This window comes from Rhodococcus sp. GB-02, assembly GCF_053470465.1.
Genome location: NZ_JBPUKE010000001.1, coordinates 1137836 through 1155537, shown reverse-complemented (window position 1 = coordinate 1155537; position 17702 = coordinate 1137836). Strand labels below are relative to the sequence as shown.

Here is a 17702-nt window from a genome sequence, read left to right as displayed (position 1 = left end):
TACTCCTAGGTGAACTGAAGAGAGACGGAGCCGAGGCCGCTGAACTCGGCTCGGAAGTTGTCGCCTGGATGAGCGTCGATCGCTCGCGTGCACGAACCCGGCAGAACGATGTCGCCGGCCTTGAGCCGAACTCCGAACGTGTCGACCTTCTGCGCCAACCACGCGACAGCGGTGACCGGGTTCCCGAGAACCGCATCGCTGCGCCCCTCCGCAATCCGCTCGCCGTTGCAGGTCAGCACCGCGTCGATCGCTTTGATGTCGATGTCCGACGGGCGAACTCGTTCCTTGCCGAGGATGAACCCCGCAGAGGAGGCGTTGTCCGCGATGGTGTCCGAGAGGCCGATCTTCCAGTCCTTGATCCGGCTGTCGATCAATTCGATGGACGGCGCGTAGGCGACAGTGGCGTCGATGACGTCCTGTTCGGTGCACCCGGCGCCCGGCAGATCTGCTCCCAGAATGAAGGCAACCTCCACCTCGACGCGTGGAAAGCAGAAGCGCGACGTGTCGACCGGACGGTTCTCGAACTCTTCCATCTCGGCGAGCAGGTGACCGTAATCGGGCTCGTCGACGCCCATCATCTGCTGCATGGCCAGTGACGAGAGCCCGACCTTGTGTCCGACCACCTTTGCGCCACCGGCAACACGACGCCGGATGTTGATGAGCTGGATCTCGTAAGCGTCGACGACGTCGATGTCCGGATACGCGGCAATCAGCGGACTGATCGGAGCGCGGTCCCGTTCCGCCGAATCGAGATGGTCGGCAAGTTCGCCGCGGATCTGCGTCGAGAGCATCGTTCAGGCCTTTCCGACTGTTGCGAATGTGGCTGCATGCTGGCCGGCACGACGGCCGGAGAACACGCAGTCGGCGAGCGACAATCCGCTCACATACGAGTTGGAACAGATACCGACGGCGGTACGGCCAGCGGCATACAGACCTGAGATACCCTCCCCGGACTCGTTTTTCACCATGCCGGACGATTCGTCGACCACCAATCCACCGAGCGTGAGCATCGGGCACGGATTCATCATGTTGGGCTTGATCGAGACGTCGTACATTGTGAACGGCGCTGACAGTACAGGCCTGACGAAGTCCGACGGTTTGCCCATCGGATCAGGTTGTCCGGCAGCGGCAGCGGAGTTGTGCGCGTCGACGGTGGCTTGAAGGCCGGCGACGTCTATCCCCGCTTTGCGGGCGACCTCGGCAATGGTGTTGCCACGCACTGCAGTACGCATCATTCCGGTGGTCTGCACCCGCTGGAACCACATCGACTGGTCACTGATCTGCGATTTCGCTTCGCGAACGAGTTCGGAATCTGCCAGCAGCCAACCGATTCCGCGGCTCTTCTCTGCCATCGCCTGACCGAGAGCGGCACCGTACCGGGACTCGTCGACGATCCGCTCGCCGGATTCACCCACCAGGACGGAACCGAGAAAAGCACTCGGCGGGACGATGAATCGCCAGGCGGAAACATTGCCGAGCTTGTCGGTGGCTCCCCCGGCTTCGATACCGAGGTTGATGCCTTTGCCGTCGTCCCCGGAGGTGCCGAGCGGGATACCGCCCTTGTAGGCGGGGGCATGGGTGCGCATCATCTCGCGATTGGATACGAAGCCGCCGGCGCTGAGGATCACGCCGCCGCGTGCCTGGATGCGAATCCGCTTGGCGTGCTTCTTCTCGATCTTTGCGATGAGTGCGTCGAGAATCGTGCGCAACTGCGGCGCGTAGACGCCGGGCTTGGAGGACAGGGATCCGAGCGTCGCGTGCCGGCGTCGAACTCCGGCAGGTGCGTCACGAAGCGTCAGCGCTTCGACGCCGATCACCCGGCCGTCCTGGATGATCAGCCGGTCAGCTCGCGTCTGGCCGAGCAACTGGACGCCCTTGGCCTCCGCGGACTTCGCGAGCGGGCCGTAGAGCATCTTTCCCGACGTGCCACGCCCCTTGGCGCGATGACCGCGCGGAGCAGGTTTCGCGATGTCACGGAACCCGCCGGCAGATTCGCTACCCGAGAAGTAGAGGTAGTGCTTGTTACTCGGATACGACGTCTTGTACGGACACAGTGAGGCCTCGAACGGAACGCCGTGACTGCGCAGCCAATCGATCGACGCCGGACTCTCGTCGACGAACCGGCCCAGGGTCTGCGGCGTCACCGCGTCACCGACCTCGCGGTTCAGGTAGGCAAGCATGGCTTCGGGACTGTCCTCGACGCCGGCTTCTTTTTGAATCACGGTGCCGCCGCCGGCGTAGTAGATTCCTCCGGAAATCGTGCTGGCTCCACCACCGAGCGCTCGGTCGATCGCCAAAACCGACGAACCGGCCGCTACCGCTTCGAGCGCCGCACTGGCGCCCGCCACACCGAACCCGACCACAAGGACGTCAACCGAAGTATCCCAGGTCACACCGCACCATCCTCAATCTCACTGCAACGTGTTTCGTTATCAATGACAACGTCCGGAAATACTTCCTGGCAGAAAGCATGGACTGACACCCCCATCATTCTATAACGTGTTCTACATGAGCAAGCAGGAATACGACATCGTCGTCGTCGGCAGTGGTGCCGCAGGTATGACAGCGGCCTTGACCGCAGCCCACCAGGGCTTGAGTGTGGTCATCGTGGAGAAAGCCGCCCACTACGGCGGATCTACCGCCCGTTCCGGTGGTGGGGTCTGGATCCCCAACAACGAGGCACTTCAAGCGGACGGTGTCACCGACACGCCGGAGGCTGCACGTTCCTACCTGCACAGCATCATCGGCGACGTCGTCGCTCCCGAACGCATCGACACCTATCTCGAGCGCGGCCCCGAGATGCTCTCGTTCGTGTTGAAGAACAGCCCTCTCGAACTGCAGTGGGTTCCCGGCTACTCCGACTACTACCCGGAAGCACCCGGCGGACGCCTCGGTGGCCGCAGTGTCGAGCCCACCCCGTTCGACGGCAACAAGTTGGGCGCCGACCGCAAGAACCTCGAGCCCGACTACGTCAAGGCCCCCAAGAACTTCGTCATCACCCAGGCCGACTACAAGTGGCTCAACCTGCTGATGCGCAATCCTCGCGGACCCCTGCGCGCCATGAAGGTCGGCATGCGATTCCTCGCAGCCAAGGCCACCAAGAAGGATCTGCTGGTTCGCGGCCAGGCACTGGTCGCCGGTATTCGACTCGGACTTCAGTCCGCCGGAGTGCCTATCCTGCTGAACACCCCGCTGACCTCCCTATACACCGAAGACGGCGCGGTTCGCGGCGTCAACGTCCTCATCGACGGCGAGGAGCAGGTCATCCGCGCTCGCCACGGAGTCGTGTTGGGATCGGGCGGATTCGAGCACAACAAGGAAATGCGTGAGAAGTACCAGCGCGCACCCATCGGCACCGAATGGACCGTCGGTGCGAAGGCAAACACCGGCGACGGCATCCGCGCAGGCCAAGAAGTGGGCGCTGCAGTCGATTTCATGGACGACGCCTGGTGGGGCCCGTCCATTCCGCTGACCGGCGGACCGTGGTTCGCTCTCTCCGAGCGCACCCTCCCGGGCTGCATGATGGTCAACATGTCGGGCAAGCGCTTCGGCAACGAGGCTGCCCCGTACGTCGAGGCAACCCATGCGATGTACGGCGGTGAGTACGGTCAGGGCGAGGGCCCCGGCGAGAACATCCCGACCTGGATGATTCTCGATCAGCGCTACCGCAACCGCTACACGTTTGCCGGTATCACTCCCCGCTCCCCCTTCCCCGGCCGCTGGCTCAAGGCCGGCATCGTGGTCAAGGCGGGAACCATCGCCGAATTGGCCGAGAAGACAGGGCTTCCCGTCGCATCGCTGACCGAAACCGTCGATCGGTTCAACGGCTTCGCGCGCAACGGCAAGGACGAGGACTTCGGACGCGGCGACAGTGGTTACGACGCGTACTACGGCGATCCCCGACTGAAGAACCCCAGCCTCGCCGAAATCAGCAAGGCTCCGTTCTACGCCATCAAGATGGTTCCGGGCGATCTCGGCACCAAGGGAGGTATCTGCACCGACGTCAACGGCCGAGCACTACGCGAAGACGGAAGCGTCATCGACGGCCTCTACGCCGCTGGCAACGCGAGCGCTCCGGTCATGGGCCACACCTACGCCGGACCAGGCGCGACCATCGGTCCCGCAATGACTTTCGGTTACCTGTCCGTACTCGACATCGTCGAGCGTGCAAAGAAGGCCGAGACCACCAAGGCACCTGCAGCTGAAAAGACGGCGGTCGACCATGCCAATTGATCCGAAGATCGCACTCGGCGCCGAGCTTGCGCCACAAGAATTCTCGTGGACCCCGTCGGACGTGCAGCACTACCACTTGGCACTAGGAGCAGGTGCTCGTCCGCTCGATCCGAACGAGCTGCGGTACCTCGACGACGAAAAGCCTCAGGTACTACCCACCTTTGCCACCGTCGCCGCCAATTTCCACGCCACCGAAGCACCGAAGGTGTCGTTCCCCGGCGTCGAAATCGATCTGGCGAAGGTGGTGCACGGAAGCCAGGAAGTCACTGTCCATCAGCCGATCCCAGCAAGTGGAAGTGGCCGCACCACAACTCGAATCGCCGAGGTCTGGGACAAGGGCAAGGCCGCGGTGATCGTGCAGGAATCAGTCACGGTCGACGCCGACGGCAACCCGCTGTGGACCGCTCGCTCGTCCATTTTCGCCCGCGGCGAGGGTGGTTTCGGGGGTGAACGTGGTCCGTCGGAGTCGATTACGCTTCCGGATCGAGAACCAGATGAGACAGTGGTGACGCCTGTGCTTCCACAGCAGGCTTTGCTCTACCGGATGTGCGGTGATCGGAATCCGTTGCACTCGGATCCGCAATTCGCCTCCGCGGCAGGCTTTCCAGCGCCTATCCTGCATGGACTGTGTACTTACGGAATGGTCTGCAAGACCGCAGTGGATACCATGCTCGACGGCGACAGCAGTCGGGTAGCCGGATTTCGGGCCCGCTTTGCCGGGGTCGTGTTTCCCGGCGAGAACTTGAGTATCCAGATCTGGAAAGACAATGGGCGACTCCTGATCTCAGCTTCTGTACTCGAGCGTGAAGCTCCTGCCCTGGCTGACGTAGTTCTCACTCTTGTCTGATACCAACCTGTCTGATACCCACCTGTTAGAACTCACCGTAGTTCTCGAACCCGATGGAGTAGCCCGAAGATGACGGCACAAGACGAAAAGTTCCGACTGTCCCGACGAGGTTTCATGGCCGCTGGAGCCGGCGCCGTGGCAGCGACCGCATTCGCCGGCTGGACGCCGGCCTATGCCGTCCCCGCCGGCTCCTCCGGCTCCGCGGGTGGGCCCGTCTCCACCCTCACCCCGCCGCCTGCCTTCCCCGAAGGCATCGCCCTCTACCAGCAGGCGTATCAGAACTGGTCCAAAGAGATCATGCTCGACGCGATCTGGACCTGTTCGCCCAAGACGCCCGAAGACGTAGTCCGCCTCGCCAACTGGGGCCATGCCAACGGCTACACCATCCGCCCCCGCGGTGCCATGCACGGCTGGACGCCGCTGACCATCGTCAACGGTGCGCCGATCGACAAGGTCATTCTCGCCGACACCACGGTCCATCTCACCGGCGTCTCCGTCAATGCGGGTGGTAGCCCGGCCACCGTCACCGCAGGACCCGGCGCGACCCTCGACGCCATCACGACGGCGTTGCAGGCACAGGGCCTCGGGTTCGCGAACCTGCCGGCACCAGGCGTGTTGACCATCGCCGGTTGCCTCGCCGTCGACGCTCACGGCGCAGCTCTCCCCGCCGAAGGCGAAGCGCATGTTCCCGGACAGACTTTCGGCTCACTCTCCAACCTCGTCACGTCCCTGACCGCAGTGGTCTGGAACGGTAGTGAATACGCGCTGAAGACGTATGCACGCAGCGACGCGGCGATCAAGCCGCTGCTGACTCACCTCGGACGCACCTTCCTCACCTCCGTCACCTTGCAGGCCGCCCCCAACTACCGCATGCGCTGCGTCAGCCACACCGACATCGGTTGGCAGGAACTCTTCGGTGCCCGCGGCGCTTCCGGACGCACCTTCGAGAAGTTTGTCCGCGAAAACGGTCGGGCAGAAGCAATCTGGTACCCCTTCACCGAACGTCCTTGGATGAAGGTGTGGTCACTTGCCCCCACCAAGCCGCCGTTCGCGCGTGAGGTGACCGGGCCGTACAACTACATCTTCTCCGACAACCTTCCCGAACCCGTGACCGATATGATCGGCCAGATCAACGCCGGAAACCCGGGCATTGCACCGGCATTCGGGCAGATCATGTACGCCACCACCGTTGCCGGACTCGCCGCGACCTTCTCCAACGACCTGTGGGGATGGTCCAAGGACGTCCAGTTCTACATCCGCGCCACTACCCTGCGCCTGACCGAGGGCGGCGGAGCCGTTATCACCTCTCGCGCCAACATCGGCCAGGTCATCCACGACTTCACCCAGTGGTTCAACGGCCGCATGGAGTACTACCGCTCCATCGGACAGTTCCCCCTCAACGGCCCCGTCGAAATCCGCTGCTGCGGCCTCGATCAACCATCGGACGTCGAGGTCGACTCGGCAGGCGCCCCCACCATCTCGGCCATGCGCCCACGCCCTGACCATCCGGAATGGGACACCGCCATCTGGCTCAACGTCCTCGGCGTCCCCGGAACCCCCGGTATGTTCGCGTTCTACCGCGAAATGGAACAGTGGATGCGCAATCACTACAACAACAACGACGCCACCTTCCGCCCCGAGTGGTCCAAGGGCTGGGCGTTCGGCCCAGACAAGCCGTACACCGACACCCCGATCATCAATCAGGGCCTCCCCCAGACCTACCGCGACGGCGTTCCATCGAGCGACAACTGGGACACCGCCAACGCCGCCTACAACGCGTTGGATCCGCACAAGGTCTTCAGCAACACCTTCCTGGACCAGTTGCTGCCTTGAGGTTCAAGTACTGAGCGCACACTCTGACAACTCGACGGTCGTCGCCACTCCCTTACTTTCGGGAGTGCGGCGGCCGTCGTGCGTTGTAGCGGCGGACATGAGGGAGTCCTCCGCATCTCGACCAAGGAACTGACTCAATCGCGATCTGGATGCATCGCCTCGTGCATGCTTTCCACCGCCCGGGCGTGGGTTGAGAGCTCTGACCGAGCAGACCGAATCGAGGCACTACTGCTGCGTGCCCCCTGCTCGGACGACGCCGAGTCCTCTCCGTGGTTCGAGGTAACTCCTGCGGGGTGCTCGGAGGTGTTGCTTTGCTCCTCCCTCTCCGCGCGGGCACGCAACAACGACTCGGACTTCGGGGTATTTCGCATCGGAACATTGTCCCAGATCCACCTCGTACGACTCACACCGAGCGCTCTCACCCCCGATGACCAGGCCGTTCCCGAACAGCAATACCTAGAAAGCTCGCAATAAAATATCTACAGCGGGCAGGGTAGACATTCTCGCGATGGTGTTGTATCTTTTTTCTCGTAGCAAGGAACGAGTCAAGAGATGCGGGAGAGATGAACTACCCGCAAGCAGTACCGCAGGGCAGGGACGTGCCGGGGCCGAATTCGTGTGTGAGTGTGTAGTCGGACCCGGCACCCCCCTTCAAAGCGGCTACCGGATGTCTTGTGCGAGTCCGGAAGTTCGAAAGAATGCAGTTATGTAAGTAAGTTCAACCCCATCCGGCCCCCGGCGCACCTCGCGCCGGGGGCCCCGTCCGTTCAGCGAAAGAAGCGAGCCATTTCGGCAGATACACCCCCGGGGGACCCGTCCGGCAGATTCGACGACGAGAACTACCCGGCATACAGCATGGGACATGCCGCCGAGATCCTCGGCGTCAGACAAGCTTTTCTTCGCAGCCTCGACGCCGCGAAACTGCTCACCCCGCAACGCTCCGAGGGCGGGCACCGCCGCTACTCCCGCTACCAGCTTCGCATCGCAGCTCGCGCGCACGACCTTGTAGCCAACGGCACGGCGCTCGACGCGGCTTGCCGCATCATCATCCTCGAAGACCAACTCACCGAAGCCCGTCGCATCAACGCCGAGCTTCAGCAAGCGCAGGACCTGCGGGAGGAACCGGACGCGGCACCCGAATGAGGGCTGCGCTGGAAATAGCAGTTGCGCCTATACGGTCGATCTGATCCCCCCTTCTTCCACCTGCGGTAAATTCGGCCAATTGGGACATTGCTAGGCGTCGGTTGCTCGATTTCCACGTCGAAGGGATCGCAGGCGTGAATTCCTCCCACCACCGCACTCGGGTGCGGCTAGTTGCTCTGTCGATCGCCTTGGCTGTTGCGGTCGCAACCGCTGCGTGCAGTTCCGACGAGGATTCCGCCACAAACACGGGCAGCGCCTCTCCCAGCACCTCGAGCAGTCGGGAATCCACCGAGATCGCGGATATCGTCCGCCGTCAGGTGGCCGACTTGGGCCTCAGTGCCGCTGTGTTCGGGGTGTGGCGAGGCGACGACGAAGTTGCTCTCGGCGCCGTCGGAGAGTCCCCTGTCGGAGTTCCGGCGACAACCGACATGCAGTTGCGCGTCGGCCAGCCGATGGAGCCGATGCTCTCGACCGTCCTGCTGCAACTCGACGAAGAGGGCACGCTGCCACTCGATCAACCGATCGCGGAGTGGGAACCGAACTTTCCGCGCGCAGATACGATCACTCCGCGAATGCTGGCCAACAGCACGTCGGGTATCTCCGACTACGTGACCGATCCGCAGTTCCTGAAACTCTTCACGGACAACCCGATGAAGGGCTGGACTGCTCAGGAGATCCTCGATCTAGCCAACTCCCGCCCACCGCTGTTCGAACCCGGCACCAGTTGGGCGTATGCGCACAGCGACCTGACGCTGCTCGGCGACGTCATGGAAAAGGCGACCGGAAAGCCGCTGGGCGAACTACTTCAGCAACGCGTCTTCGATCCGCTCGGGATGGATCACAGCGGCGTTGTGCTCACGTCGCAGATGGACGAGCCGATCCTGCACGGCTACACCAATGAACGCGGAGTGTTCGAAGACTCCACTTTCTGGGATCCGACGGCTTTCCTGCACAGCGGAAACATGAACGCGCCTGTCGCCGACATCGGAAAGTGGGTGCGCGCACTCGGCACGGGAGAGTTACTCTCCGACAAGGCTTTCGAAGAACAGATGGCGCCGACGACCGCGGGCTTGGGAAATATGACGGCCGACAAGTTCTTTTCCTTCGGGACCGGTCACCTCGACGGTTGGCTGGTGATGAACCCGTCGTACGGCGGCTACAACGGCCTTGCGCTCTACTACCCCGACTCGAAGACGACGATCGTCGTCTACGCGACACTCGGGCCGACAACCAACGCGGATCTCAACAACGCCGTGCCGATGGGCAAGGCGATCGGCACACTCCTCGAGCCCGATCACCCACCGCAGGTGCCGACGCCGTGACACGCCCCACACGCTGGTAGAAAACAGCGTCGGCCTGCAACTTCCTGTTTACGCACGGATTACCTCCAGGACTTATCGCCCCATCACCATTCTCTTCAGTACCGAACGAAACGCGTCGGACCGCGGGTTGTCTCGCCAATGAACGAGAACGTAGATAGATGGGGACAGGCCCGATGAGGAAATACGCGATGTCAGTGGCATGCACGGTTGCAGTCACAGCGGGGGTGACTCTAGTGATGTCGGTACCTGCCGGAGCGGCTCCGAATGACGGTGGGTCGTGCCCGGCCGGTGCGGTATTCGCAGTTGGGGGGACGTGGGATCCGACGGGACAAACGACGCAACCCGTCACCGACCGCTACGTAGCCCAGGGTTACACCTCCAAACCGGTGACCTACCCGGCGAGCTTCTGGCCGCTCGGCGATCAGACGTACGACCAGAGCGTTGCCGCGGGCGCCCAGACGCTACGCAGCGAAGTCAATGCTTTTCACGCTCAGTGCCCCGGCAGCGAGATCGTCGTCACCGGGTACTCACAGGGTGCTCGAATTGCCGGCGACGTGCTCGGCGACATCGCGCGCGACGGATCCATTCCGCAGTCGCAAGTCGAAGGTGTGCTCTACGCCGACCCCCGCAACTCGGCCGGAGGCATCGAAACCGTAGTGCCCAATGTCGTTCCAGGAGCGACGATGTCCGGAGCTCGCGGCGGGTTCGGTGACATCGCAGTGCAGGAAGTCTGCATCGAGGGTGACGGCATCTGCAACATGCCCAAGCCCCGTGATGCCCCCGAGGTATTCGTCGACTCGGTATTCGGATACTTCACGAAGCACAACACCTATACGCCGATGATGTCTCAGCCCGCTCCGCCCGCTCCCCCAGCATTGCCGGAGGCACCTTCGGTTCCACTGCAACCCGCTGACGTTGCCACCGCGATCGTGACGCGGGTCGTCGAGAACATCACTCCGTATGTGAGCGCTGCGCTCGCCACCGTGCTGACGAAGTAGGTCTGCACGGGCAACTCGGGCATGGTCGACGCATCGCAACCACCTCCGCAGGAACCACCCGGGTGGGACTCCCGCTACACGACGACGATGATGCAGACGTCGAAAAGGTGTAGTGAATCCTGCGGCGGGCCATGGTGCACTACGCCCGCGTTACATCTATTGCTCTACAACACTATTCGAAATCGTGACGCCTGGAAGCTCTATTAGGCCGAACATCGGCGTGGCGCCACAGACGAGTGCCATCGCATCAACCCGCTTCCTTCCGGCGAGTCGGCAGGTGGCGGAACGTCACGATCGGGAGGAGTGCCGCTAACCCGAGCACAGAGAGGCTCGCCCGCAGCGCAATCAGCCTGGATTCGACGTTGATCTCCACCGCCTGATCGAGTTGCGCCGAGGTCAGTTCCATCCCAGCGAGACTGGCGCGGAGGTCATCGTTGGCAACGAAACTGACCGAACTGGCCGTTACCTCGATACTGCCGCTGGACAGTAGATCTGGGCTGTTCGTGATACGGACCGAGGCAGACTGCGCGAGCACGGACATCAAGACCGCCCCGGCAACGGCGGTGCCGGTGCACAGGCCGAGAAAGTTCGCCATTCCTCGAGCACTGCCGATCTCACCCGCGATAGCTGGAGGGTTGGTCTCCATGAGAAGCGCACTGCCCGTACTCAATCCGACTCCGATGCCGAGACCCAGGCAAACTTCGCTGATCAATGTCCATACACCGGACCATTGGTTCGAGATGGTCAGTGCCAACAGAATCGCCGACGCCGCGGCAAGTACATGCGCCCCTGTCAGGAGCCATCGGCACGCAAGCAGTCGCATCAGTGCAGGTGTTGCAGCCGCGGAGACGAGTGCGGCCAAAGAGATAGGTATCAGTATCATTGCCGTGCCCAGAGGGCTCTTGCCCAATACCATCTGGGTGTACAGCGGCAGCAGGTAGCTCACACCGGCCATCAACAGGTTTATCGCGACCAACCCACTCAAACACGCTCGATTGAGACCAGACTCGAACACCGAAGGTTCGAGTAGCGGTGTTCTTTCTCCCCGGAGCAACAAGTGCTGGCGGGCGACGAACGTATGCAGGACGAGGCCGCCGATCACCAACAATGCGAGCACAGGCGAGAGTCCGAGCACACTCACCGGTGCGGACTCGGCGGCGAGAACGAGCCCCCATGATCCGATCTGATTGATGGCGGCGACCAACAACAGCACCCCGACGGCGGACAGCACGATACTCGTCTTGTCGACGGACCCACGGAATGGAATCCGGATAAGGGCCATACGTGATGCGATGACGATTGTTCCTGCCGTGATAGCGAGCAAGAGCGCGAAGGGCGCCCTCCATCCCCAGGCTTGGACGAGCAGACCACCAACCAACAAAGCAAACGCGGCACCGATACCGGTCGTACCCGCCAGGACCGATACCGCAACGGTTCGCTGTGGACCGGAATACGCCTGCCCCAGAATCGCCAACGCGTTGGGCACGAGAAGCGCGCCCCCGAGTCCAGCGATCGACTCGCCGGCAATCAGCATTGAAATATTCTGTGCCAGAGCGCAACACAGCATGCCGAACGCATAGATGCCCAGCCCGAGCAGCTGAGCGTTCTTGGCACCGAGCACGCCGCTGATCTTGCCGCCCGTGATCGTGAAGGCAGCGACGAATACCCCGTAAGCGACGATCGCCAATTGCACGTTCGAGATGGTGGTGTCCAGGCCGTCGACGATGCCGCTGATCGCCATCGGCAGCGCCGTCACGTTGAACACAGAGACCAACCCTGTGAAACACACGAGTACCAGCGGTAGCCAACTCACCCTCGGGCGGGCGTCACTCGTAAGCGCTTTTGTAACGGGAGCGGAAGGCAACGGGTCCGCGATATCCATGATGCGCCCCTAGGAGGATCGGAGTTGTCTCGGCGGTGGCATATCGGTCACGAGCAGCGACGCCGAGGGCGGCCACCTGACTGGGTGGCCCCCCTCCCTGCGAACTGCCGGCTTCGATCAGGTCGGTAGGGTCAGGAATTGCATCGCGGCTGTCTTCTCGAATCGGCGAGAGACGTTGCCGGCAAGCCCTCCTTCGAGGGATGTATCGCCCATCAGATCGAGTTTGCCCGCAGGCGCACCTTCATTGAAGTTCAACTTGTCCAGATCCACCCAGACGACATTGGGTCGCGTGGTCGAGTCGAAGACGTACCGCTTGTTGGTCAAGTCTGCCACCGTCTGCCAGATCGTCTGCGATGCATAGGGTTTGTCCGGGTCGGGGATGCGGAAAGGTTGCGCCGCATTGCGGATGACACTGAACATTCCCGCGACAGCCTCGACTTCACTCTTGGGTTGGGGCAGTCGGCCTACGTAGTATGCGGCGCGGGCGAACCGGTCGGCGGCGAGTGTGGTGCCGGGCAGAGGATTGGCGCCCCCGAAACCGTCGACCTCTTTGAGAAGTTCGATCTGCTTGTCGTAGGCCGGGGAATTGGTCATCACGAGGTGTTCGCGGCTGTGCCAGACGGTGGCCTTGCCATCCAGGTATTCGATGATCGCCGAATCACCGGTCGCATCGTCCAACGCGAGATGAACTGCAGGCACTTCGCCGGTCGCCGGATCGCCCAGTGGGACAACCTGAACGTCGACGTCGCTGATCCACGCGGCGGCATCGGCAACGGTGGAGAAGTTGTCCAGGAAGTACTGCAGCCAGACCGCCATGCTCAGAGCCGGTCTCGACGTGTCGTGGGTACCGTAATCCGATTCCGCTAGCCATAAAATATGACCTGCTAATCCCGCTTCGTTCATACCGTCGACCGACATCATGTCGAAAGCGCCGGCCACGACACTGCCGTATTCGGCAGTCCAACGCAGAGAACCGCCTACGCCGTCGTCGCGTTTGATCCCACGCGGAAGCGACCACAGGTTCGTACCGGTGTCCCGATGGTAATCCATATTTCGTCCGACAAGAACAGATCCGGCCGCATCAGGCCACATCACCCTGGTACACATTGATTTTGCCTTCCGTAGTTTTTCGAGAGCTTCATAGTTGCCCGATGTTCAGCCCCGAGGTCCAGACCGAGGTTCAGCTCCGAGACGCCCCTTCGACCGCACCCGAACGGGCATTTCCTCTCAGAAGCCCTCATTGACAAAGACATTCAGAAACCAGTGTCATTCTCGGGGGAGAATGTGGTATTCGTGCAGCAGCTGTCCGATCTCGTTCTCGTCGAGCTTCTTGTCCAGTCGGCGGCGAAGCAGCTTCGGCAACGGCACGCTCTCCTCCTTCTTGTCATTGAGGAAGTAGGTTGCTTGGAGAAGTTTGCGGATGTCGTAGGTGGAGCCGAAAACCTCCGGGACTCCTCGCTCGATCCCGAGCAGGCTGTACGCGGCCTCCATCCCGGTTCGGACCGAGTACTCCGTCGTGAAGATACAGTCGCGCGTTGTTTCCGCGAACTGGCCGAGGAAGGCGAAGTTGACGGCACCATCCGGTACAACCGCAGGCCGGTCACCGGCCTGACGGGGCATGAAAAAGGAAGTGACATAGGGCATCATCACTGGAACGGTCTTCGCCGCATTGGCCGCAAGTTCCGGGATGTCCTCGACTGGAACGCCCATGTGATAGAGCCACTCTTGGGTGATTTCCTCGCCGGTGCATTCCTGCATCGGCTTGTCGACGTAGTCACCTGGGACGTCGACGAATAGTGAGTAGACCCAGACGACGATCTGATCCTTGGGTTGTTGTTTGAAGTGCGGTTGCCGGTTTACGGTCCAGCTCATCAACCACTTCGAATCTCGTGCTGTCACGATGCCGCCGGTGACTACGCGTCCACTGAATGGGTCACGCTTGCATATCTTTTCGATGTATTCTGGGATTCGGGCATCCAATGTGGTCACTGTCGCTGATTCCCACTTGGTTTCTCCGATGTGCCCACCGAAGACGTCTGGTCGTCCGAATGCGGGGTCTTTCGTTGCTATACGACGCCACAAATCCCACGCTGGAGCGGGGCCCTCGTCAAGTTTCGCCGGAGTGTGATGGTCTCCGTTGTTCGAGTTCTCGGTGAGCGAGCCGATGGTAGTCAACACCAGGTCGCCGTCATCGAGGTCGACCCCACCCATAACACCCTCGGATTTCCAGTGAATTCGTTTGGCCCGCTTGACTTCACCTTTGATATCGAAGTCGATGTCGGTGACTTCGGTATCGAACCGAAAATTCACTCCCTGATCGAGCAGCCACGTGTACAGCGGCAGCACGAGAGACTCGTACTGGTTGTATTTGGTGAACTTGAGGGTACTCAGGTCCGGCAGGCCTTTGATATGGTGAATGAATCGATGCAGGTACAGCTTGATTTCGAGAGCACTGTGCCATTCCTCGAACGCGAACATCGTGCGCCAGTACAGCCAGAAATTGCTTGCGAGGAAATCCTTGCCGAACACCTCGTTGATGCGCTTGTTCTCGAGTTCGCTACGCGGAGTGAGAAAGACCTTCATGATGTCCTTCTGCGCCTTCGAGTTCAGATTGAACTTGAAGTCTGTGTGCGCATCCTCACCCTGACGTTCGGTGACGCGCTGCAGCGAATAGTTCGGGTCGTCTTTGTTGAGCCAGTAGAATTCGTCGAGCACGCTGGCGTCTTCGACCTCGATCGAGGGGACAGAGCGGAACAGGTCCCAGAGACATTCGAAGTGATCTTCCATCTCGCGGCCACCGCGAATGACGAAGCCCTTCTCCGGTTCCTTGATTCCGTCGAGTGCACCGCCGGGCAATTTCAACCGCTCCAGGACGGTGATGTTGTTTCCCGCCATCCGGCCGTCGCGGATCATGAATGCCGCGCCGGCAAGCGATGCAAGCCCCGAACCGACGAACCATGCAGTCTTGCCGTCCACCCCGTCAGGCTTGCGTGGCCGCGCGAACGCTTCGTAGTTTCCACTGCTGTAATACATTGTTCCCCATCTCATTCAGAGGTGCGGCGATAGGACTATTCACCGGAATAGACGCCGAGCTTTCTCTTGGTGATGTAGTTTTCCTTCGGTCACGCCGAAAGTATTTGCGTTACAGCGACACCGCGAACCAAGATGTTGCACGGAACACAAAGGCCATCCGGGCTACAGGCGCACGCCTGTGACAGCGAAGACGAGATCTGCTGTGAGCTAAAATCTTTCGGCTGCGAAAGCGACTGAGCTGTTGGCCGCCCGGAGACACCGCGTGTGCACCTATCGGATAATTCGGTGTCCCGTCTACGTACGCCGTGACGTCGAACCTCTCGAACGCCGCCTGGATCGCGATCGGTGATCCCCGAGCGCATATACTCCGGACCTTGACTGTCCGGATTGCGATCATTTTCTTCGTCCTCGAGATTCAGGTAGCGGTTTTCGCGCGGCGGTTGATCAGCAAGCCAGCGATCCATCCGAGGACGAGTATCACGACGAGGATGAGCCAGAGTGGGGACTGCACGGAGACCCAGAACAGTTGGATCGTGGTCGCGGCGCGGTTCTGGAGGATGAAGATCACCGCCAGCACCACCAACAGCAGAGCGAGGGTGTTACGTGATGTGAGTACTGATCGCGCGGTTGTATTCCGGGTTTCCGAACTCATGGGAGGTACCCCATTCCCTGTCGAGTGATATCGATCTAGTGCTGCGTTCGAGGAGATGCCGGGCTCTCCCTCAACAATCCAGTTCTGCTCACGTCAGGCGGCGAGGATCTGAGATTTCGTGTCTCGCCGGGTCGTGGTTTCGTACCCGCAATTACGGTGATGTCTGAAACCTGGATCGGCACCAACTGGGATTACGTGACTAACCGAAATCTAACATGCATGGCGCCTAAATGGTCGGCTTTAGCATTCTAAAGAATGGACCTTCACGCACTGCCGTCCTGGTAATTTCGCTTCAACCTCAGGCATTCTCATGCGGTTCAGATGCGTTACTGCGTGTCACACCAATCCTGTGCTTCTGACCGCGCGTACCGCCTCGCCCCAACTTCAGCGGCTGCGCGCTTCCGTTCAGTCAGTCTCGCCGGGGCCCTCTGTCCTGTTCTATTGTTGGTCACTCTCGCCGCCCCGCTCGCCCACCTGTGGAACCTGCCGGGAGTAACCACCGGTATCCGCCCTCGTCACCTGGTACGAACTGGGCGTTCTCACCGCCTGGCCCGCACGGAAGGTGGGGGCATCCATGCGCTGGCCGGCGAGACAGAAGAAGGAGGCCGAAGAGGATCGGCTGGTATCTGCTGGCGGCGCCAAGTGGCCGGACGAGGGGGTTGGCTGAACTCCGCCGAATGTCGCATGCGACTTTGGTCCTAACACCCGATCAACAAGCTTGCCACCTCGTAAAAAATGATAAACAAGTGAAAATAATGCGTCAGCATCCGACTGCTGCCCGTTCATCAGCGGATAATCTACGCGTACTACGCAAAACGCGCGCGCGAAACGTCAACTCCAGAGTGAACGCATCCTATATCCTTACCTAATTCTTCAGAAAATATCCGGCAGTTTGACAACTTGATCGAGTAAGACCAGCGATACAGAGCCAGCTCAGGTCGGCAAATCCCCCGCTTCATCGAATTCCTCGATATTGCGCGCGCGACGTGGCGCGTTCAGACTGCTTCTGCCATAGACGACGCCGGAAGGCTGCTTCTTCCGAGGAAGACAGCGGATGCCAGCAGGAAGAATACTGCGCCGACAAAGGTTCCGATATTAGCCATGTTCGGGTCCAACGTGTTCCCGTCTCGCAAGACGAACGATCCGATCGCGGAGACTCCGAATGCGATGGATCCCAAGGTATTGAGCCACACGCTTTGCCATTCCTTCGATTGTGGTGCCCAGTAAGTTCCTTCCCTCAGCAGGATGAGGACGGCCAGTCCGCTCGAGACGAGGAAGGCTATCGAGCCCTCCGCGTTCGGATTCCAGACCAAGTGCATCTCGCCTCGTAGCGTAAGCGCGTGCAGCGCAGCCCCGGTGCTGACGTTGAACAAGATCGTCCCGAGTAACTGCACGGCAGCAGACAGCCAGACCGCCCGGACCGCGGGACGGCCAGAGTCGGTGGTGGTTGCTGGCCCGGCCAGAACCAACTGAACGAACGCCGCGCAGGTAAAGAACCACGAGCCCGCGAAGAAGAAGCTGTTGGCGAGTGCGGCACCGAAGAAGACCGACAGGAAGGGTGCCGACCCGAGCGCGAAGAGTGCGGATCCGATCACGAATCCCCACGACTGCATTCGAATGGTCGGGTGAATCAGCATGTGCTGCAGTGTACTTGGATTTCGTGTGAAAAGTCCTCCAAACGGGGCCTAGGTCATCAGGCACTGATTTCGATTCGTCCGTGGCGGGTACACAGCGACAAATTCAAACCATCTGATTGTTT

General features: G+C 61.1%; 13 protein-coding genes. 6 read left to right on the top strand and 7 right to left on the bottom strand.

The window, feature by feature from the left end; all coding sequences use genetic code 11:
- Positions 1-5: 5 nt before the first annotated feature.
- Together ACSW29_RS05490 and ACSW29_RS05485 are read right to left on the bottom strand one after the other, a co-directional pair.
- The gene (locus tag ACSW29_RS05490) at positions 6-791 is read right to left on the bottom strand and encodes a 2-keto-4-pentenoate hydratase (RefSeq protein ID WP_230814787.1); all 786 of its coding nucleotides are present in this window, start codon (positions 789-791) and stop codon (positions 6-8) included.
- 3 nt (positions 792-794) lie between these two features.
- A complete protein-coding gene (locus tag ACSW29_RS05485) occupies positions 795-2393 on the bottom strand; it encodes an FAD-binding protein (RefSeq protein ID WP_448276767.1) in 1599 nt (532 codons plus the stop codon).
- 115 nt (positions 2394-2508) lie between these two features.
- Between ACSW29_RS05485 and kstD the strand changes: the two genes are divergently transcribed.
- The 6 genes from kstD to ACSW29_RS05455 all read left to right on the top strand — a co-directional run bounded on the left by kstD (position 2509) and on the right by ACSW29_RS05455 (position 10376).
- Entirely contained in the window at positions 2509-4233 is a 1725-nt protein-coding gene (gene kstD, locus ACSW29_RS05480; RefSeq protein WP_448276765.1) for a 3-oxosteroid 1-dehydrogenase, read from the top strand.
- Positions 4223-5080 (top strand): MaoC/PaaZ C-terminal domain-containing protein, encoded by an 858-nt coding sequence (locus ACSW29_RS05475; protein ID WP_019746891.1) that lies wholly within the window; start codon positions 4223-4225, stop codon positions 5078-5080. The genes kstD and ACSW29_RS05475 overlap by 11 nt, the downstream gene beginning before the upstream one ends.
- A 69-nt stretch (positions 5081-5149) precedes the next feature.
- Positions 5150-6913 carry a cholesterol oxidase substrate-binding domain-containing protein gene (locus tag ACSW29_RS05470; protein WP_317827472.1) on the top strand — a complete coding sequence of 588 codons (1764 nt, stop codon included), beginning with the start codon at positions 5150-5152 and terminating at the stop codon, positions 6911-6913.
- 855 nt (positions 6914-7768) lie between these two features.
- Complete coding sequence (locus tag ACSW29_RS05465) at positions 7769-8056, top strand: MerR family transcriptional regulator (protein WP_230814783.1); 288 nt, start codon at positions 7769-7771, stop codon at positions 8054-8056.
- Positions 8057-8157: 101 nt separating this feature from the next.
- Positions 8158-9378, top strand: a complete 1221-nt coding sequence (locus ACSW29_RS05460) for a serine hydrolase domain-containing protein (RefSeq protein ID WP_448276762.1) — start codon at positions 8158-8160, stop codon at positions 9376-9378.
- Between the two features lie 236 nt (positions 9379-9614).
- Positions 9615-10376 carry a PE-PPE domain-containing protein gene (locus ACSW29_RS05455; protein ID WP_448276760.1) on the top strand — a complete coding sequence of 254 codons (762 nt, stop codon included), beginning with the start codon at positions 9615-9617 and terminating at the stop codon, positions 10374-10376.
- Between the two features lie 247 nt (positions 10377-10623).
- Here the strand turns inward: ACSW29_RS05455 and ACSW29_RS05450 are convergent, their stop codons facing one another.
- The 5 genes from ACSW29_RS05450 to ACSW29_RS05430 form a co-directional block, all read right to left on the bottom strand.
- Entirely contained in the window at positions 10624-12258 is a 1635-nt protein-coding gene (locus ACSW29_RS05450; protein WP_448276758.1) for an MFS transporter, read from the bottom strand.
- Positions 12259-12375: 117 nt separating this feature from the next.
- Positions 12376-13365 (bottom strand): linear amide C-N hydrolase, encoded by a 990-nt coding sequence (locus ACSW29_RS05445; RefSeq protein ID WP_448276756.1) that lies wholly within the window; start codon positions 13363-13365, stop codon positions 12376-12378.
- 159 nt (positions 13366-13524) lie between these two features.
- On the bottom strand, positions 13525-15291 hold the full coding sequence (locus ACSW29_RS05440) for an oleate hydratase (protein ID WP_448276755.1): 1767 nt from the start codon (positions 15289-15291) through the stop codon (positions 13525-13527).
- Between the two features lie 415 nt (positions 15292-15706).
- On the bottom strand, positions 15707-15943 hold the full coding sequence (locus tag ACSW29_RS05435) for a DUF1049 domain-containing protein (protein ID WP_448276754.1): 237 nt from the start codon (positions 15941-15943) through the stop codon (positions 15707-15709).
- Positions 15944-16938: 995 nt separating this feature from the next.
- On the bottom strand, positions 16939-17580 hold the full coding sequence (locus ACSW29_RS05430) for a hypothetical protein (RefSeq protein WP_448276753.1): 642 nt from the start codon (positions 17578-17580) through the stop codon (positions 16939-16941).
- Positions 17581-17702 lie beyond the last annotated feature (122 nt).